Below are 15,986 nucleotides of genomic sequence, written 5' to 3' on the forward strand. Positions count from 1 at the left end.
TCATGTCTAGATCACTGCCGGAATCCGGTCACGCCCTGCTGCGCGCCTGGCCCGCGTCGGCGCTCGCCCTGTGGGCCGCCGCCTGGCGTGCCGGAAGCGCCGCGCCCGACGACGTCCTGCACACCCTGCACGACTACGCCCAGGTGCACGACGTCGATGCGGCGCCGGGCGCCCCGATCGCTTCGGGAGCGAGTGCCCTGGAGCTGATCCGCCTGGTCGGTGAGGCGCCCGCGGCCGCGGTGGTGTTTCCCGCGCCCGGCGATGCGCAAGGACTCGGTCCCGGCCTGCTCGACGCCGAGGTGCTCGCCACCGCCGAGGTCCTGCTGATCGCCCGTCCCGGCGGCACCCCGCTGTCGATCACCGCCCGCGGCACCGCCGAACGCTGCCGCTGGACCGTGCGCGTCGTGGAGCAACCGCTCGACGTCGAAGCGCTCGGCGGCGACCGCGGCGTCGGCGAACTGGAATACGAGCTGCGCGAGGCCGTCGGCGAGGCGGCCGCGGTGATCGCCGGACTGACCGGTCCCCGCTCGTCGGGCCCGGCCGATCTGCGCGATGCCCTCGCCGCCCGCACTCGGGCCGGTCTGCTGGACCTGCCGCCGCACGACCGGCCGCGCGTGGACCGGATCCTCGCCACGGCCGCGCAGATCGACGCGATCGTCGATCTGGCCGGCGGTGACCTCGGGGCGTCGGCGGCGCAGCTCGACACCGCCGACACCGAACTCCGCCGGCTGTCGGCGCTGACCCGCCGAGCGCGGGCCGGCGCGATCAACACCCTGCTGCGCGACTATCGCCGCTGACGGATCAGTGCGCGGGGCGGCGGCGCGGCGGCTCGCAGCAGCCCGGCCGGCACACCGTGCCGTTGTCGCCGCAGCCGAAGGCCTCGAGGTCTCCCCCGCCGCCGGCATAGCGTTCGATCAGGCCGGCGACCATCGAGAGAAACTCCGGATCGGTGCCGACGGTGTCGGCGCGCACGTATTCGAGGCCGAGCTCCGCGGCCAGTTCGCGGGCCTCGTGGTCCAGGTCCCACACCACCTCGAGGTGGTCGGAGACGAAGCCGATCGGGAACACGATCACCCGGCCCACGCCCTGCTCGGCGAGGGCTTCCAGATGGTCGCAGATGTCCGGTTCCAGCCACGGCACCTGGGGCGGGCCGGACCGGGACTGCCAGACGACGTCGTAGTCGTCGATGCCCAGCTCGGCGGCGACCCGCGCCGAGGCCTCCGCCACCTGACGCGAGTACAGGTGACCGCCGCCCGGCCCGGACACCCCGGCCGCGGCATCGGCCGACACCGGGATCGAGTGGGCGGTGAACACCAGCCGGGCGGGCGGGCCGTCGCTCACTTCGGCCTGGGCGCGGCGTACCGCGCTCACTCCGGCGGCGAGGAAGCCGGGCTCGGACCAGTACTGCGGCAGCTTGCGCAGCACCATGTCCCCGCTGTCGTGACCGGCTTCTTCGAGGGCCCGCGCGATGTCCTCGTGATACTGCCGGCACCCCGAGTACCCGCCCCACGCCGAGGTCGGGAAGACCAGCGCACGACGGTGCCCGTCGGCCCACATCTGCGTGACGGCGTCGGCGGCGTACGGCGTCCAGTTCCGGTTGCCGAAGTAGATCGGCAGGTCGACGCCGCGGGTGCGGAGTTCGGCCTGCAGCGCCGCGATCATGTCGAGGTTGAGCCGGTTGATCGGCGACACCCCGCCGAAATGCAGGTAGTGCTCGGCGACAGCGTCGAGGCGCTCGGGCGGGATCCCGCGGCCCCGGGTGACGTTCTCCAGGAACGGGCGGACGTCGTCCGGGCCGTCGGGCCCGCCGAACGAGAGGAACAGCAGTGCCGTGAAGGTCACTGGTTGAGGAGGTTCTCCGGGAACCAGGTGTTGTGGCTGGCACCGCCGTCGACGTAGACGATCGAACCGGTGGTGGCCGGCAGCCAGTCCGACAGCAGGGCCACGACGCTCTTGCCGACCGGGGTCGGATCGTCGACGTTCCAGCCGATCGGCGACGCGCCGTCCCAATACTCGTTGAGCATGTTGAGCTTCTTGGCGTCGTCGGTCGCGGTGCCGGAGATCGCCTTGGCGGCCAGCGTCTTGATCGGGCCGGCGGCGACCAGGTTGGAGCGGACGCGCTTGGCGTAGCCCACCTCGCGCGCGACGTACCGGTTGACCGACTCCAGCGCGGCCTTGGCCACGCCCATCCAGTTGTAGTCGGGCATGGCGGTGCGCGGATCGAAGTCCATGCCCACGATGGAGCCGCCCTCGTTCATCACCGGCAGCACGGCGCGGGCCAGCGAGGCGTAGCTCCACGCGGAGATCTCGAAGCTCTTGGCGACGTCCGGGCCGGGGCCTTCCAGGAAGGGCAGCGCGTCCGGACCCATCAGGGTGCGCGGGGCGAAGGCGATCGAATGGACGACGCCGTCGACGCCCTGCGGGGCCAGCGCCCGGACGGCGTCGGCCAGTGCGCCGAGGCTCTCCTCGTCGGTCACGTCCAGCGGAATCGCGTCGGGCACCTCCTGCGGCAGCCGCTTGGCGATCCGGTTGATCAGCCGCAGCCGCTCCGGGATGCCGGTGATGATCACGGTGGCGCCGGCCTCCTGCGCCTGCGCCGCGGTGGCGAAGGCGATGGAGGCATCGGTGATGATGCCGGTCACCAGGATGGTCTTGCCTGCGAGGATTCCGCTCACGAGAGATGTGCTCCTTGAAGTAGAGAGGTCAGTGGCCCATGCCGAGGCCGCCGTCGACGTTGATCACGTTGCCCGTGACATACGCCGAATCGTCGGATGCGAGGAAGCTGACGACGGCCGCGACCTCTTCCGGCTGGCCCATGCGCTTGGCCGGAATGGCCTGGTCGACCGCGGTCTTGGTGTAGTCCTCGGGCAGCGCGCGGGTCATGTCGGTGTCGATCAGACCGGGCGCCACCACGTTCGCGGTGATGTTGCGGCCGCCGAGCTCGCGGGTCACCGAGCGGGCCAGACCGATCACGCCGGCCTTGGATGCCGCGTAGTTGGCCTGGCCGGGCGTGCCCATCAGGCCGACCACCGAGCCGAGGTAGATGAACCGGCCCCAGCGCTTCTTGAGCATGTCGCGGGTCGCGGCCTTGGTGACGCGGAAGGCGCCGGTGAGGTTCGCATCGATCACGTTCTCGAAGCTGTCGACGCTCATCCGCATGATGAGCGTGTCCTCGGTGATGCCGGCGTTGGCGACGACGACCTCGACCGGACCCTGGTGCTCGGCGACGGTCTTGAAGGCGGCGTCGACGGACTCGGTGTCGGTCACATCGCACTGCACGCCGAACAGCCCCTCGGGGGCGCCGGAGCCGCGGTGGGTCACCGCGACCTTGTGCCCGTCGGCGGCCAGACGCTGGGCGACGGCCAGGCCGATGCCCCGGTTGCCGCCGGTGACGAGGACCGAACGCGGGGTGAAATCACTGTCTGTCATGGTTGTCCAACCTATCTCACGGGAGACGCCGGTTGAGGAACAGGGCTCCGGCGGTTCCGGCCAGCACCAGCAGCGTGCCGCCGATCAGCCAGGGCCGGGAGTCGTCGCCGCGCTGGCGTTCGTAGCCGATCTGCTTGCGCAGCGTGGAGTAGACCTTGTTCAGCTCGTCCAGCGACGACGCGGTGTAGAACTCGCCACCGGACAGGTTGGCGATCTTGCGGAGGGTGTCGTCGTCGACCGGCACCGGTACGCGCTCGGTCTGCCCGTTCGGGCCCGGAAGCTCGACGGTGCCGTTCAGGGTGCCGAACGAGATGGTGGAGACCGGGATGTGCTCCTCCTTGGCCTTGCGGGCCGCGGTGAAGCCGCCGCGCGGATCGTCCGGGCTGTCCGGGACGGTCTGCTTGCCGTCGGACAGCAGCACGATGTGCGCGGGCGGGGCGGCAGCCTTGCCGCCGAGCGCCGAGTTCAGGGTCTGGATCTGGTCGAGGGCGGCGAAGATACCCTCCCCGGTCGCGGTCTTGTCGGCCAGCTTCAGCTTGCCCAGCGCGTTCTTGGTGGCGTTGTGGTCGGGGGTCGGCGAGACCAGCGTCGACGCCGTGCCGGCGAACGACACCAGGCCCAGATTGATGCCGGAGGTCAGCTCATCGGCGAACCGCTTGCCCGCGGCCTGTGCGGCCTGCAGTCGCGACGGTGCGACGTCGGTGGCCTTCATCGAGTTCGACACGTCGACGACGAGCATCACGGTGGCCCGGTTGCGCGGGACGTTCCGCTCGGCCTGCGGGCCGGCGAGCGCGACGCAGAGCAGCACCAGTCCCACGGCGAGGATCGCGAACGGGACGTGCTTGAGGCGGCTGCGCTTGCTCGGCGCCACCGAGCGCAGCACGTCGAGGTTGGCGAAGCGCAGCGCCCGGACCCGGCGGCGGCGCATCTCGATCACGTACGCGGCGATCAGCGCCGCGACCAGCAGCAGCGACAGCAGCCACCACGGGTGGGAGAAGAGCCCGCCCATCAGCGCACCCCCGCCGCCCGGCGGCGACGGCCGACGAAGCGCACGGTGTCGGCGATCCAGTCCCGGTCGGTGCGCAGCGTGAGGACGGCACCGCCGCAGCCGCGGAACGCGCCGTCGACCTCCGTGCGGTGGGCCGCGGCGGCGGCGGCGAAGTCGTCGCGCAGGCGCGGGGTCACGTCGATCTCGACGATCTCGCCGGACTCGGCGTCGGCGAGGGTCACCGGTCCCACGTCCGGCAGCGCGACGTCGAGCGGGTCGAGCGCCTCGACGCCGAGGAGTTCGTGGTGCGCGCCGATCGCGCGCAGCGACCGGGTCCAGTCGAGCGGGCCGAGGAAGTCGCTGATCACCACGGCCAGGCCCCGGCGGCGCTGCGGGCGGCGAAGCGCCTCGAGTCCGGCGTTCAGATCGCCGCGGACCCCGGCGGCGCTCCGGTGCGTGGTCGCCAGGGCCTGGAGCAAATTCCGGGCGTGCGCGCGACCGGCCCGGGCCGGGATGCGCACCACCGAGTCGCCGGTCACGATGATCGCGCCGTGCCGGTTGCCGCCGCCGGCGGTGAGGTGCACGATCGCGGCGGCCGCGGCGACGGCCAGATCGCGTTTGGTGTGCGCGCCGGACCCGAAGTCGAGGCTCGCCGAGGCATCGAAGACGATCCACGTCTCCAGCTCGCGGTCGGCGATCATCTGCCGCACGTGCGGCTGCGTGGTGCGGGCGGTGACCGACCACTCCATCCGCCGGATGTCGTCGCCGGGCTGATAGGGCCGCGCCTCGCCCGGTTCCGAGCCGGGGCCCGGGATCAGGCCGAGGTGCGCGCCCTGCAGCACACCGTCGAGCTTGCGCCGCACGGTGAGTTCCAGCGAGTTCAGCGCCGCGGTGAGCTGGGGGTCGTCGAGGCGGCCGCCGTGCAGCGCGGGCAGGTCGCTATTGGCCGACATGACCCTCCGGCTGCGCGGCGGGACGCGCCTGCACCTGGGTCGGCTGCTCGGTCGCCGGCTGCGACGCGGCCGCGGACGGCGACTGCTGGACGACCACCATCGACGGCGGCGCGGCCGGCGCCTGCTGCACGGCCGGAGTCTGCTGCACGGCCGGAGCCTGCTGCGCGGGCGCGGGCTGGGCGGGTGCCGCCGGCGGTGCGGGCGCGGCCTGCGGTACCGCCTGCTGGGCGGGTGCGGCCGGTGCCGGCTGCGATGCCACCGGCGCGGCACTGACCTGCGGCAGGCCGACGGTCTGCAGGATCCGGGTGATGATCTGATCCGGGGTCACCTCGTCGGCGAGCGCGTCGTAGCTGAGCACCAGGCGGTGACGCAGCACGTCCGGGATGATCTCGACGACGTCCTGCGGGATCACGTAGTCGCGGCCGCGGATGATGGCGAGGGCGCGCGCGGCGGCGACGATGCCGAGCGTCGCGCGCGGCGAGGCGCCGTAGCTCAGCCAGGTCGCGACGTCGGTGAGGCCGAGGTCGGCCGGGCGGCGCGTCGCGTTGATCACCCGCACCACGTAGTCGACGAGGGCGTGGTGGACGAACACGTTCGCGGCGACCTGCTGCAGCCGGATGGTGGCGGCCGGGTCGAGGATCTGCGACGCGGTCGGCGGGGTGATGCCCATCCGGTAGACGATCTCGCGCTCCTCCTCCACCGACGGGTAGTCGACGAGCACCTTGAACAGGAAGCGGTCGCGCTGCGCCTCGGGCAGCGGGTAGACGCCCTCGTTCTCGATCGGGTTCTGCGTCGCCATCACCAGGAACGGATCGGGCATCGGGTAGGTGACGCCGCCGATCGAGACGTGCCGCTCGGCCATCACCTCGAGGAGGGCCGACTGCACCTTGGCGGGGGCGCGGTTGATCTCGTCGGCGAGCAGGAAGTTGGTCACCACCGGGCCGAGTTCGGTGTCGAACTCCTCGCGGCCCTGCCGGTAGATGCGGGTGCCGATCAGATCGGTGGGCACCAGGTCGGGGGTGAACTGGACGCGGGCGAAGCTGCCGCCGATCACCGTCGCGAAGGTCTCCACGGCGAGGGTCTTGGCCACGCCCGGCACACCTTCGAGAAGGATGTGGCCGCGGGCGAGCAGACCGATGAGGATCCGCTCGACCAGCTGGTCCTGACCCACGATGACGCGCTTGACCTCGTACATCGCTCGTTCGAGGAGCTTCACGTCCTCGGGGGTGAGCGTGTTCTCAGCGGCGGGTGAACTCAAACCGGGACTCCTCGGTGGCGGTGGAGCGCGCGGCTCCGTCGATCGGGCTTTGCCGCAAAGCCTACCGGCCGCGGGCGGGGCTCAGGTGAGGCGCACGACGTCGGGCATGGCGCCGTCGGTGCGGACCGGCGAGATCTTGACGACGTCGCCGGACTGCGGCGCCTCGATCATGGTGCCGTCACCCAGATACATCGCCACGTGCTCGCTGGCGTTGGGGCCGTAGAAGATCATGTCGCCGCGCTGCATCTGCGACAGCGGGTAATGCGGGCCCGCCGTGTACTGGTAGCCGGTGTAGTGCGGCAGGTCGATCCCGATGCCGGCGAAGGCGTAGACCATCAGGCCGGAGCAGTCGAAGCCGACCTTGTTGTAGTCGCCGAAGCTGTCGGCCACGCCGCCGTCGCGGATGCCCAGCGTCGGGCCGTTGGCGTCGCCGCCGCCCCACGCGTACGGCATGCCGAGCTGTGACTTGGCGCGGTTCACGACCAGTTCGACGGCCTGCGGTCCGCGCAGTCCGGGCCGGGCCAGGCCGCCGCCCCCGCCGAAGAGCGAGCCGAGCGAGCCGGTGCCGAGTCTGCTGATCGCGTCGCCGGGCGAGGTGCCGCCGATACCGAGCTCGTTGAGGAGGTCCGACTGCGGGATCTGCGTGCTGCCGAGCAGGCTGGCCAGCAGCTGCTGACCGGTGTCGACGGCCAGCTTCGCCACCGCGTCGGCGGCCTGCGCCAGCGGGTCCCCGGCTTCGCCCTCGGCGGGGATCGACGGGAGCTTCTTGGCGGCGTCGCCGAGAACGTCACCCGGCGTGGGCGCGGGGGCCGGGACACCGCGCAGCTTGTTCAGCTTGGCGGTCAGCGCGGCGCGCTGCGTCAGCAGGCCGGCGCGCTTGGTCTGCTCGGAGTCGACGGCCTTGCGGGCGTCGTTGACCGCTTCGATCGCCGCGTTGCGCCGGCCGGCGGCACCCTTGGCCGCGGCCTGGGCCTGCCGCTTGGTCGCGGTGGTCGCCGCGACCCGGTTGGCCTGCTGGTTGCGCACCACTTGCAGCCGCGTGATGGTGGCGCGCTGCTGCCGGGCCACCTGGTCGACGCTGGTCATCTTCTCGAGGACCTTGTCCGGGTCGGACGACGACACGTAGTCGGTCATCGTGCCGAGGTTGTTGCCCTGCCGGTTGACCAGGCGCATCAGGTCGTTGAACTGCTGCTGGGCGGCCTCGACCTGCTTCTGGGTCTTGGCGAGCGCGGACTGGGCCGCATCGTCGGCCGCGGCGGCCACCTGCTGCGCCGCGAGAGCGCTCTGGAAGTCGACGAGCGCCTTGTTGACGTTCTCCTGCTTCGCGGCGACGAGCGACGACAGATCGGCGAGGTGCTGGTCGACGTCGGCGATCTGATTGACGAGGCCGGCGGCGGGCGAGGTCTGCGGATCCGCTCCGGCGGTGCCGGCGGTGAGCGCGCCGACGACGATCAGCGCGCCCACGGCACTGCCGCGCAACGTCCGGCGCGCGGTGCTGGCTGCTTGCTTCAACCGAGGATCTCCCTAACTTAGGCCCATCGCGTAACCCCGGGCGCATCTGCCTCAGCAGTCCGCCTGTCCCCTGGTTACTCAAATGTGTCTACTGCACCGTACGTCACATGAACCACACCGAAAACCCGGGCAACTGAATTACACGGTGGTGATTACCTGCGGAAACGCAGTGAACAGGGCAAAGCGGAGCGCCGAACTCGAATCACAGTTCGGTAACGCCCAGACGGATCCCCGGATCGGGGTCTTGTCAGAGAAGCGGTGGCGGTCTATGCGTCGCCGGCACCGGCCGGTGCGGACGGCTCGGCATCGCCGGCACCGGTGTCGCCGGAGCCGGTGGCGGGCGGAGCCGCCGGGCCGGCGGCGCGCCGGGCCCGCAGAGTCGTCCAGCGGGCGATCACCGCGCCGATCACCACGACGACGATCAGCAGGATCGTCACCACCGTCCAGTTGACGTACGGTGCGGTGGCGCGGTCGTAGATGTGCGCGGCCGCCGCGGCGGGCGCCATGGTCTGCGCCTCGCTCGTGCCGTCCTCGAGCTGCACCCGGCTGAACTCGTTCGACGCGGTGCCCCGGCCGTTCGGTCCCATCACGATCACCGTGCCGCCGACCTGGGTCTGCAACTTGGTGGCGATGTCCCGGTACACGGTGAACGGGCTGTACGACTGGTCCAGGACGACCACGTGCAGGTGGTGACCGTCCGCATCCGCGCGATCGACCACCTTCTGCAGCGCCGGCGCCTGGTCGGCCGGCGCGTAGACGCCGGTCTTCTTCAGCTGCGTGGTGATCGCGGGCAGGTCGAGGCCGGCCCACTGTGCCGTGGTGTCGGCGGGCTTCGCGAGCGTGAAGGTGGCCGGGCCCGGGGTCATGCGGTGCTCCTGACGGACGGGATGGGGACGCGCTCACCTTACGGCAGGCCCGCGGCGCGGTCGTGGCGCGGCGCGTCGTGTTGCCCATAGTCTCCAACCAGTACGCGCGTACTGCTATGATGAGGGGGCAGCAGTCGAGGGCGTTCAGCCCGCTCGCGACTGCTCCGGAGATCCCCCGTCGGCGCAGCCCGCCGGCGAACACGCACAACGAGAGTGGAGCACACCTTGAGCAAGGATTCGTTTGGCGCCCGCGGCAACCTGGAGGTGGGCGACGACTCGTACGAGATCTTCCGCCTCTCGGCCGTTCCCGGCACCGAGAAGCTGCCGTACGCGCTGAAGGTTCTCGCCGAGAACCTGCTGCGTACCGAGGACGGCGCGAACATCACCGCCGACCACATCAACGCCCTCGCGAACTGGGATCCGGATGCCCAGCCGAGCGTCGAGATCCAGTTCACCCCGGCGCGCGTCCTGATGCAGGACTTCACCGGTGTGCCCTGCGTGGTCGACCTGGCCACCATGCGCGAGGCCGTCGCCGCGCTCGGCGGCGACCCGAACAAGGTGAACCCGCTCTCCCCCGCCGAGATGGTGATCGACCACTCGGTGATCCTCGACGTCTTCGGCCGCGCCGACGCCTTCGAGCGCAACGTGGAGCTGGAGTACCAGCGCAACGGTGAGCGTTACCAGTTCCTCCGCTGGGGCCAGGGCGCGTTCGACGACTTCCGCGTCGTGCCGCCGGGCATGGGCATCGTCCACCAGGTGAACATCGAGCACCTCGCGCGCGTCGTGATGACCCGCAACGGCCAGGCCTACCCGGACACCTGTGTGGGCACCGACTCGCACACCACCATGGAGAACGGCCTGGGCGTGCTGGGCTGGGGCGTCGGCGGCATCGAAGCCGAGGCCGCCATGCTCGGCCAGCCGGTGTCGATGCTGATCCCGCGCGTCGTCGGCTTCAAGCTGACCGGTGAGATCAAGCCGGGCGTCACCGCCACCGACGTCGTGCTGACCGTGACCGACATGCTGCGCCAGCACGGTGTGGTCGGCAAGTTCGTCGAGTTCTACGGCAAGGGCGTCGCCGAGGTGCCGCTGGCCAACCGCGCGACGCTGGGCAACATGAGCCCCGAGTTCGGCTCCACCTGCGCGATCTTCCCGATCGACGCCGAGACCATCAACTACCTGCGTCTGACCGGCCGCAGCGACCAGCAGCTCGCGCTCGTCGAGGCCTATGCCAAGGAACAGGGCATGTGGCACGACGCCGACCACGAGCCGGCCTACTCGGAGTACCTGGAGCTCGACCTGGGCACCGTCGTGCCGTCGATCGCCGGCCCGAAGCGCCCGCAGGACCGCATCCTGCTGTCGGAGTCGAAGGTCGCGTTCCGCAAGGACATCCACAACTACGTGGAGGAGAACCACCCGACCCCGCAGAACGGCCTGGACGAGGGCCTGGACGAGAGCTTCCCGGCGTCCGACCCGCCGGCCGTCTCGCCCACCGAGGCCAAGCTGTCGTTCGCCGAGGAGGACTCGGTGGTCCCGTCGGCCGCCAACGGCGCCGAGGGCCGCCCGAGCAAGCCGGTCACGGTGACCTCCGACGGCAACACCTTCGTGCTCGACCACGGCGCCGTCGCGGTCGCCGGTATCACCTCGTGCACCAACACCTCGAACCCGTCGGTGATGATCGGTGCCGGTCTGCTGGCCCGCAACGCCGTGGACAAGGGCCTCACCTCCAAGCCGTGGGTCAAGACCAACATGGCGCCCGGCTCGCAGGTGGTCTCCGACTACTACGAGGCCGCCGGCCTGTGGCCCTACCTGGAGAAGCTCGGCTTCTACCTGGGCGGCTACGGCTGCACCACCTGCATCGGCAACACCGGTCCGCTGCCCGAGGAGATCAGCAAGGCGGTGAACGAGGAAGACCTCACCGTCACCGCCGTCCTGTCCGGTAACCGCAACTTCGAGGGCCGCATCTCCCCCGACGTCAAGATGAACTACCTGGCCTCCCCGCCGCTGGTCATCGCGTACGCCCTCGCCGGCACCATGGACTTCGACTTCGAGACCGAGCCGCTCGGCCAGGACACCGAGGGCAACGACGTCTTCCTGAAGGACATCTGGCCGTCGGCGCAGGAGATCGACGACACCATCAAGTCGGCCATCAACGCCGACATGTTCAGCAAGTCGTACGCGACGGTGTTCGACGGCGATGATCGCTGGAAGGGCCTGAACACCCCGGACGGCGACACCTTCGCGTGGGACGAGAACTCGACCTACGTCCGCAAGGCCCCGTACTTCGACGGCATGACGATGGAGCCGGCTCCGGTCGCCGACATCAAGGGCGCCCGCGTGCTCGCGCTGCTCGGCGATTCGGTCACCACCGACCACATCAGCCCGGCCGGCCCGATCAAGCCCGGCACCCCGGCCGCGCAGTACCTGGACAGCCACGGGGTGGCCCGCAAGGACTACAACTCGCTGGGCAGCCGTCGTGGCAACCACGAGGTGATGATCCGCGGCACCTTCGCCAACATCCGCCTGCAGAACCAGCTGCTCGACGGCGTGTCCGGCGGTTACACCCGCGACTTCACCCAGGAGGGCGGCCCGCAGAGCTTCATCTACGACGCGTCGCAGAACTACCAGAAGGCCGGCATCCCGCTGGTCGTGCTGGGCGGCAAGGAGTACGGCTCGGGCAGCTCGCGTGACTGGGCCGCCAAGGGCACCGTGCTGCTGGGCGTCAAGGCCGTGATCACCGAGTCGTTCGAGCGCATCCACCGCTCCAACCTCATCGGCATGGGCGTGGTCCCGCTGCAGTTCCCGGCCGGCGAGAACGCCAAGACGCTGGGTCTGGACGGCACCGAGGTCTTCGACATCACCGGTCTGGAGAAGCTCAACGAGGGCGTGACCCCGGAGACCCTGAAGGTCACCGCCACCAAGGAGAACGGCGACGTCGTCGAGTTCGACGCGGTGGTCCGGATCGACACCCCCGGTGAGGCCGACTACTACCGCAACGGCGGCATCCTGCAGTACGTCCTGCGGAACATGATCAAGGCCTGATCAGTTCATGCCGAAGGTCAGCGATGACCGGCTTGCCGCGCGCCGTCGGGAGATTCTCGACGGCGCGCGGCATTGTTTCGCCGAGTACGGATACGACGGCGCCACGGTGAAGCGGCTGGAAGAGGCCACCGCGCTCTCGCGCGGTGCGATCTTCCACCACTTCAAGGACAAGGAAGCCCTGTTCCTGGCCCTGGCCCGCGAGGACGCCGAGCGGATGGCCGATGTGGCGGCCCAGGAGGGTCTGGTGCAGGTGATGCGCGACATGCTCGCGCGGCCGAAGGACTTCGAGTGGCTGGGCACCCGGCTGGAGATCGTGCGGAAGATCCGCAGTGATCCGGCTTTCGCCGAGGCGTGGGCGGCGCACTCCGCCGATCTGGAGGCGGTGACGCTGGCCCGGCTCGAGCGTAAGCGCGAGGACGGCAGCCTCCGCAAGGACGTGCCGACGGAGGTGCTGGTGACCTACCTCGACGTCGTCCTCGACGGGTTGATCACCCGGCTGGCCACCGGCCAGTCCACCGACGATCTGCACGCCGTGCTCGACATGGTGGAGGCCTCGGTCCGCGCCCCGATTGGTTAGGCTTCCCTCACCTACGGCTACCATCACGGGGTGGATCGTTCTCCGTCGTCCGTGCGCGCGACCGTGCTGGACCGGATGCACGCCGGCACTCGTGTCGCCGCGGTGGCGGGTCCGCTCGAGCTCCCCGATGAGGAGACCGCGCGGGAACGACTGCTGGCCTTCGCCGCCCTCGGCCCCGCCACCCGGATCGGGCTGCGGCCGGCCGCCGGCCGCTGGCGCTGGCGTCACGATCCGCAGCGGCTCGCCGCCGCGGTGTCCACCGCGGCGGCGCCCGCCGATCCGCTGCGGCTGTTGCGCGGTGCGCGGTCGGCCCGCCCGCTGTCGGTCACCCTTGCCGGGGACTACCTGCTCACCGAGCACGACCACGGCATCGGCGAGATCCAGCTGGCGCTCTACGTCAAGATGGCGGTCACCGGGTTGCTGACGCCGTCGCCCGAGCTGTATCGCGGCGTCGGGGGCCGCCGCGCCGGGCTGGCGACCGCGACCGCCCGTGTCTTCGGCAGCGATCCGCGACGGATCAGGCGGGTGCTGACGATCCTCGAGGGGCTGCCCGATCCGATCGAACCGCCGGCGGCGGCACCGGCCTCGGCGGGGCCGGTGCTGCCGGTGAGCGTCGAGACGGCGAGTCTCGACGCGACGGCGGTCGCGGAGATCCGGCGCTGGCGCGACCTCCGCGGTGTCCGCGCGTCGCTCAAGACGCTGCTGCTGTGCGGCATGGTCCGCGCGTTCGACGACGCCGGCCTCACCCTGCACGACGACATCGCGATCCCGGTGGATCTGCGCCGCTATCTGAAATCCGGCACCAATCCGCTGGGCAACTTCGTCGCCGGGCTGGAATTCCGCCACCGGCCCGGCGACGACCCCGCCGCGCTGCAACACGCGATCACCGAGACGATCGCCTCGGGGCGGCCGGTGGCGAGTGCGGTCCGCAGCAGCGTCACGGCCGGCTCGATGCTGCTGAGCGGCCGCACCCCGGCGGGCGAGTCGTGGCCGGGACGGCCGCGGCTGCTGTTCTCCGGTATCAACGAGATGGCCGAGTTCCGGCGCTTCGGCTGGCTCGACACCCAGCGTGCGGCCTTCTACGGGCGCGTCGATCCGATGGGACCGGGCGATCTGACTCTCGCCTCCGTCGGGGTGCACGGCGCCGTGACCCTGAGCGTGTCGTTCCACCCGGACCGGCTGAACACGGACGTGATCTCCACCGCATTGCGCCGCTTCGCGGACGATCCGGGTTCTCACTTCGGATAAGTATCCCCTAAGCTAGCGAAGGTTTACCTAAGTTCAGCGATCCGGGAGTCTTCTGTGTCCACCCCCACCACGTCCATCCTCACTGTGACCGCGCCGTCACTGTCCGTGGTGATCTGCTGCTACACCCCGGATCGGTGGGCACTCCTCACCGGCGGCATCGATGCGGCGCGCCACCGCCGGAGTACGGGCGCCCGAGTATCGCTACGAGGCCGCCTTCACCCCCCATTTCGCGGACATCGCCGTGGTGGGCAGCCAGATCGTCCGCATCTACTACACCACCCTGACCAGGGCGAACGTTCGAGACGGCGTCGTTCTCCTCTACTGCCGCGACCTCTTCTACTTCCTGCCGCGGGAACTCTTCGACGACACCCGGCTCGACCACCTGCGCGCCTGCGGCGTGCGGGTCACCGTGCGCTGAGCGCGCACCGTCGTGTCGGCGGCGGTCACGCCAGCTCGATGATCTCCTGGTACTCGTCCGACCAGTGGTCCTCGGTGCCGTCCGGCAGCAGGATCACCCGCTGCGGATCGAGGGCCGCGGCGGCGCCGGGGTCGTGCGTCACCAGCACGACGGCGCCGGTGTAGCTGCGCAGCGCCTCGAGGACCTGCTCGCGCGAGACGGGGTCGAGGTTGTTGGTCGGCTCGTCGAGCAGCAGCACGTTGGCGGCCGACGACACCAGCCCGGCCAGCGCCAGACGTGTCTTCTCGCCGCCGGACAGGGTCCCGGCCGGCTGTTCGAGCTGCGGGCCGGTGAACATGAAGGCGCCGAGCAGCCCGCGCAGGTCCTGCTCCCCCGCGTCGGGCGCCGCATGCCGGATGTTCTCCCAGACGCTCGCCCGATCGTCGAGCGTGTCGTGTTCCTGCGCGAAATAGCCGAGCTTGAGGCCGTACCCGGCCTCCACGGTGCCCAGGTCGGGCTGCTCGGCACCGGCGAGGATGCGCAGCAGCGTCGTCTTACCCGCACCGTTGAGGCCGAGGACGACGACGCGGCTGCCCTTGTCGATCGACAGGTCGACGCCGGTGAAGATCTCCAGCGACCCGTAGACCTTGGTCAGTTCGGTGGCCGTCAGCGGCGTCTTCCCGCACGCGGCGGGCTCCGGGAACCGGATCTTCGCGGTCCGGTCGGCCACCCGCTCCTCTTCGAGCTCGTCGATCATCTTCTCGGCGCGCTTGAGCATCTGCTGCGCCGCGGTGGCCTTGGTCGCCTTGGCCCCGAGTTTGGCGGCCTGCGCACGCAGCGCCCCGGCCTTCTTCTCGGCGTTGGCGCGTTCGCGGCGGCGACGCTGCTCGTCGGTGGCACGCTGATCCAGGTAGCGCTGCCAGTTCATGTTGTAGACGTCGGCCTCGCCGCGCACCGCATCGAGGAACCACACCCGGTTCACGACATCGGCCAGCAGTTCGACGTCGTGGCTGATCACCACCAGCCCGCCGTCGTGATTCTGCAGAAAGGTCCGCAGCCACGAGATGGAGTCGGCGTCGAGGTGGTTGGTGGGCTCGTCGAGCAGCAGGGTGGTGTCCGACTTGCCGGACCCGTCCGAGGCGGCGAACAGGATCCGGGCCAGCTCCACGCGGCGGCGCTGACCGCCGGACAGCGTCGCGAGCTCCTGCTCCAGCACCCGGTCGGGCAGGCCCAGGTTGTTGCAGATACGAGCGGCCTCGGACTCGGCGAGGTAACCGCCGAGCGTGCCGAAACGCTCCTCGAGCCGGGAGAACCTGGCGATCGCCTGATCGCGCTTCTTGTCGTCGACGGCCTCGGCCATGATGACCTGCTGCTTGGTCATCTGCGCCAGGATCTCGTCCAGACCGCGCGCGGACAGCACCCGGTCCTTGGCCAGGACGGAGAGGTCGCCCTCCTTCGGATCCTGCGGCAGATAACCGATGGGCCCGCTGCGGCGCACCGAACCGGCGTACGGTTCGGTCTCGCCGGCCAGGATGCGCAGGCTCGTCGTCTTGCCCGCGCCGTTGCGTCCCACCAGGCCGATGCGGTCGCCGGGGGCGATGCGCAGGGCATCGCCGGGCGCGGACAGCAGGGTCCGGGCGCCCGCTCGAACCTCCAGGTCGGTCGCGGTGATCACGACGAGCCATGCTACCGCCGGGCCCGGCGCCCCCCGAAATCGTC

General features: G+C 70.6%; 14 protein-coding genes. 5 read left to right on the forward strand and 9 right to left on the reverse strand.

Features of this window, described 5'->3' with window-relative positions; all coding sequences use genetic code 11:
• Nucleotides 1-2: 2 nt before the first annotated feature.
• Nucleotides 3-797, forward strand: a complete 795-nt coding sequence (locus MYK68_RS10085) for an Rv1486c family protein (protein ID WP_247867847.1) — start codon at nucleotides 3-5, stop codon at nucleotides 795-797.
• A gap of 4 nt (nucleotides 798-801) precedes the next feature.
• On the opposite strand, the gene MYK68_RS10090 is transcribed toward MYK68_RS10085, so the two are convergent.
• From MYK68_RS10090 to MYK68_RS10125, 8 genes are all read right to left on the reverse strand, one after another.
• Nucleotides 802-1,842, reverse strand: a complete 1,041-nt coding sequence (locus tag MYK68_RS10090; protein WP_247867848.1) for a ferrochelatase — start codon at nucleotides 1,840-1,842, stop codon at nucleotides 802-804.
• A complete protein-coding gene (gene inhA / locus MYK68_RS10095) occupies nucleotides 1,839-2,675 on the reverse strand; it encodes an NADH-dependent enoyl-ACP reductase InhA (RefSeq protein WP_247867849.1) in 837 nt (278 codons plus the stop codon). Before inhA ends, MYK68_RS10090 begins: the two co-directional genes overlap by 4 nt.
• 28 nt (nucleotides 2,676-2,703) lie before the next feature.
• Nucleotides 2,704-3,429, reverse strand: a complete 726-nt coding sequence (fabG1, locus tag MYK68_RS10100) for a 3-oxoacyl-ACP reductase FabG1 (protein ID WP_247867850.1) — start codon at nucleotides 3,427-3,429, stop codon at nucleotides 2,704-2,706.
• A 16-nt stretch (nucleotides 3,430-3,445) separates the two neighbouring features.
• Nucleotides 3,446-4,438: a VWA domain-containing protein gene (locus MYK68_RS10105; protein ID WP_247867851.1), complete on the reverse strand. Its 993-nt coding sequence runs from the start codon at nucleotides 4,436-4,438 to the stop codon at nucleotides 3,446-3,448.
• On the reverse strand, nucleotides 4,438-5,370 hold the full coding sequence (locus MYK68_RS10110) for a DUF58 domain-containing protein (RefSeq protein ID WP_247867852.1): 933 nt from the start codon (nucleotides 5,368-5,370) through the stop codon (nucleotides 4,438-4,440). The genes MYK68_RS10105 and MYK68_RS10110 overlap by 1 nt, the downstream gene beginning before the upstream one ends.
• Nucleotides 5,357-6,565 (reverse strand): AAA family ATPase, encoded by a 1,209-nt coding sequence (locus tag MYK68_RS10115; RefSeq protein WP_247868003.1) that lies wholly within the window; start codon nucleotides 6,563-6,565, stop codon nucleotides 5,357-5,359. Before MYK68_RS10115 ends, MYK68_RS10110 begins: the two co-directional genes overlap by 14 nt.
• 144 nt (nucleotides 6,566-6,709) lie before the next feature.
• A complete protein-coding gene (locus MYK68_RS10120) occupies nucleotides 6,710-8,140 on the reverse strand; it encodes an NlpC/P60 family protein (RefSeq protein ID WP_247867853.1) in 1,431 nt (476 codons plus the stop codon).
• A 266-nt stretch (nucleotides 8,141-8,406) separates the two neighbouring features.
• Nucleotides 8,407-9,006, reverse strand: a complete 600-nt coding sequence (locus MYK68_RS10125) for an Rv1476 family membrane protein (RefSeq protein WP_247867854.1) — start codon at nucleotides 9,004-9,006, stop codon at nucleotides 8,407-8,409.
• A gap of 225 nt (nucleotides 9,007-9,231) precedes the next feature.
• On the opposite strand from MYK68_RS10125, the gene MYK68_RS10130 reads away from it, so the two are divergent.
• The 4 genes from MYK68_RS10130 (at nucleotide 9,232) to MYK68_RS10145 (ending at nucleotide 14,288) form a co-directional block, all read left to right on the forward strand.
• Complete coding sequence (locus tag MYK68_RS10130; protein ID WP_283255296.1) at nucleotides 9,232-12,045, forward strand: aconitate hydratase; 2,814 nt, start codon at nucleotides 9,232-9,234, stop codon at nucleotides 12,043-12,045.
• A 7-nt stretch (nucleotides 12,046-12,052) separates the two neighbouring features.
• Nucleotides 12,053-12,622: a TetR/AcrR family transcriptional regulator gene (locus MYK68_RS10135; protein ID WP_247867856.1), complete on the forward strand. Its 570-nt coding sequence runs from the start codon at nucleotides 12,053-12,055 to the stop codon at nucleotides 12,620-12,622.
• 30 nt (nucleotides 12,623-12,652) lie between these two features.
• Nucleotides 12,653-13,870: a hypothetical protein gene (locus tag MYK68_RS10140; RefSeq protein WP_247867857.1), complete on the forward strand. Its 1,218-nt coding sequence runs from the start codon at nucleotides 12,653-12,655 to the stop codon at nucleotides 13,868-13,870.
• Nucleotides 13,871-14,030: 160 nt separating this feature from the next.
• Entirely contained in the window at nucleotides 14,031-14,288 is a 258-nt protein-coding gene (locus MYK68_RS10145; RefSeq protein ID WP_247867858.1) for a hypothetical protein, read from the forward strand.
• 25 nt (nucleotides 14,289-14,313) lie between these two features.
• On the opposite strand, the gene MYK68_RS10150 is transcribed toward MYK68_RS10145, so the two are convergent.
• On the reverse strand, nucleotides 14,314-15,942 hold the full coding sequence (locus tag MYK68_RS10150; RefSeq protein ID WP_247867859.1) for an ABC-F family ATP-binding cassette domain-containing protein: 1,629 nt from the start codon (nucleotides 15,940-15,942) through the stop codon (nucleotides 14,314-14,316).
• Nucleotides 15,943-15,986 lie beyond the last annotated feature (44 nt).

It is taken from the genome of Gordonia sp. PP30 (genome assembly GCF_023100845.1).
Lineage (GTDB): Bacteria > Actinomycetota > Actinomycetes > Mycobacteriales > Mycobacteriaceae > Gordonia.

What these genes read in the sequence shown, in the direction of transcription:
- MYK68_RS10085 (WP_247867847.1), top strand. Translation starts at nt 3, where the DNA reads ATGTCTAGATCACTGCCGGAATCCGGTCACGCCCTGCTGCGCGCCTGG.
- fabG1 (WP_247867850.1), bottom strand. Translation starts at nt 3,429, where the DNA reads ATGACAGACAGTGATTTCACCCCGCGTTCGGTCCTCGTCACCGGCGGC.
- MYK68_RS10105 (WP_247867851.1), bottom strand. Translation starts at nt 4,438, where the DNA reads ATGGGCGGGCTCTTCTCCCACCCGTGGTGGCTGCTGTCGCTGCTGCTG.
- MYK68_RS10110 (WP_247867852.1), bottom strand. Translation starts at nt 5,370, where the DNA reads ATGTCGGCCAATAGCGACCTGCCCGCGCTGCACGGCGGCCGCCTCGAC.
- MYK68_RS10115 (WP_247868003.1), bottom strand. Translation starts at nt 6,565, where the DNA reads ATGTACGAGGTCAAGCGCGTCATCGTGGGTCAGGACCAGCTGGTCGAG.
- MYK68_RS10125 (WP_247867854.1), bottom strand. Translation starts at nt 9,006, where the DNA reads ATGACCCCGGGCCCGGCCACCTTCACGCTCGCGAAGCCCGCCGACACC.
- MYK68_RS10135 (WP_247867856.1), top strand. Translation starts at nt 12,053, where the DNA reads ATGCCGAAGGTCAGCGATGACCGGCTTGCCGCGCGCCGTCGGGAGATT.
- MYK68_RS10145 (WP_247867858.1), top strand. Translation starts at nt 14,031, where the DNA reads ATGCGGCGCGCCACCGCCGGAGTACGGGCGCCCGAGTATCGCTACGAG.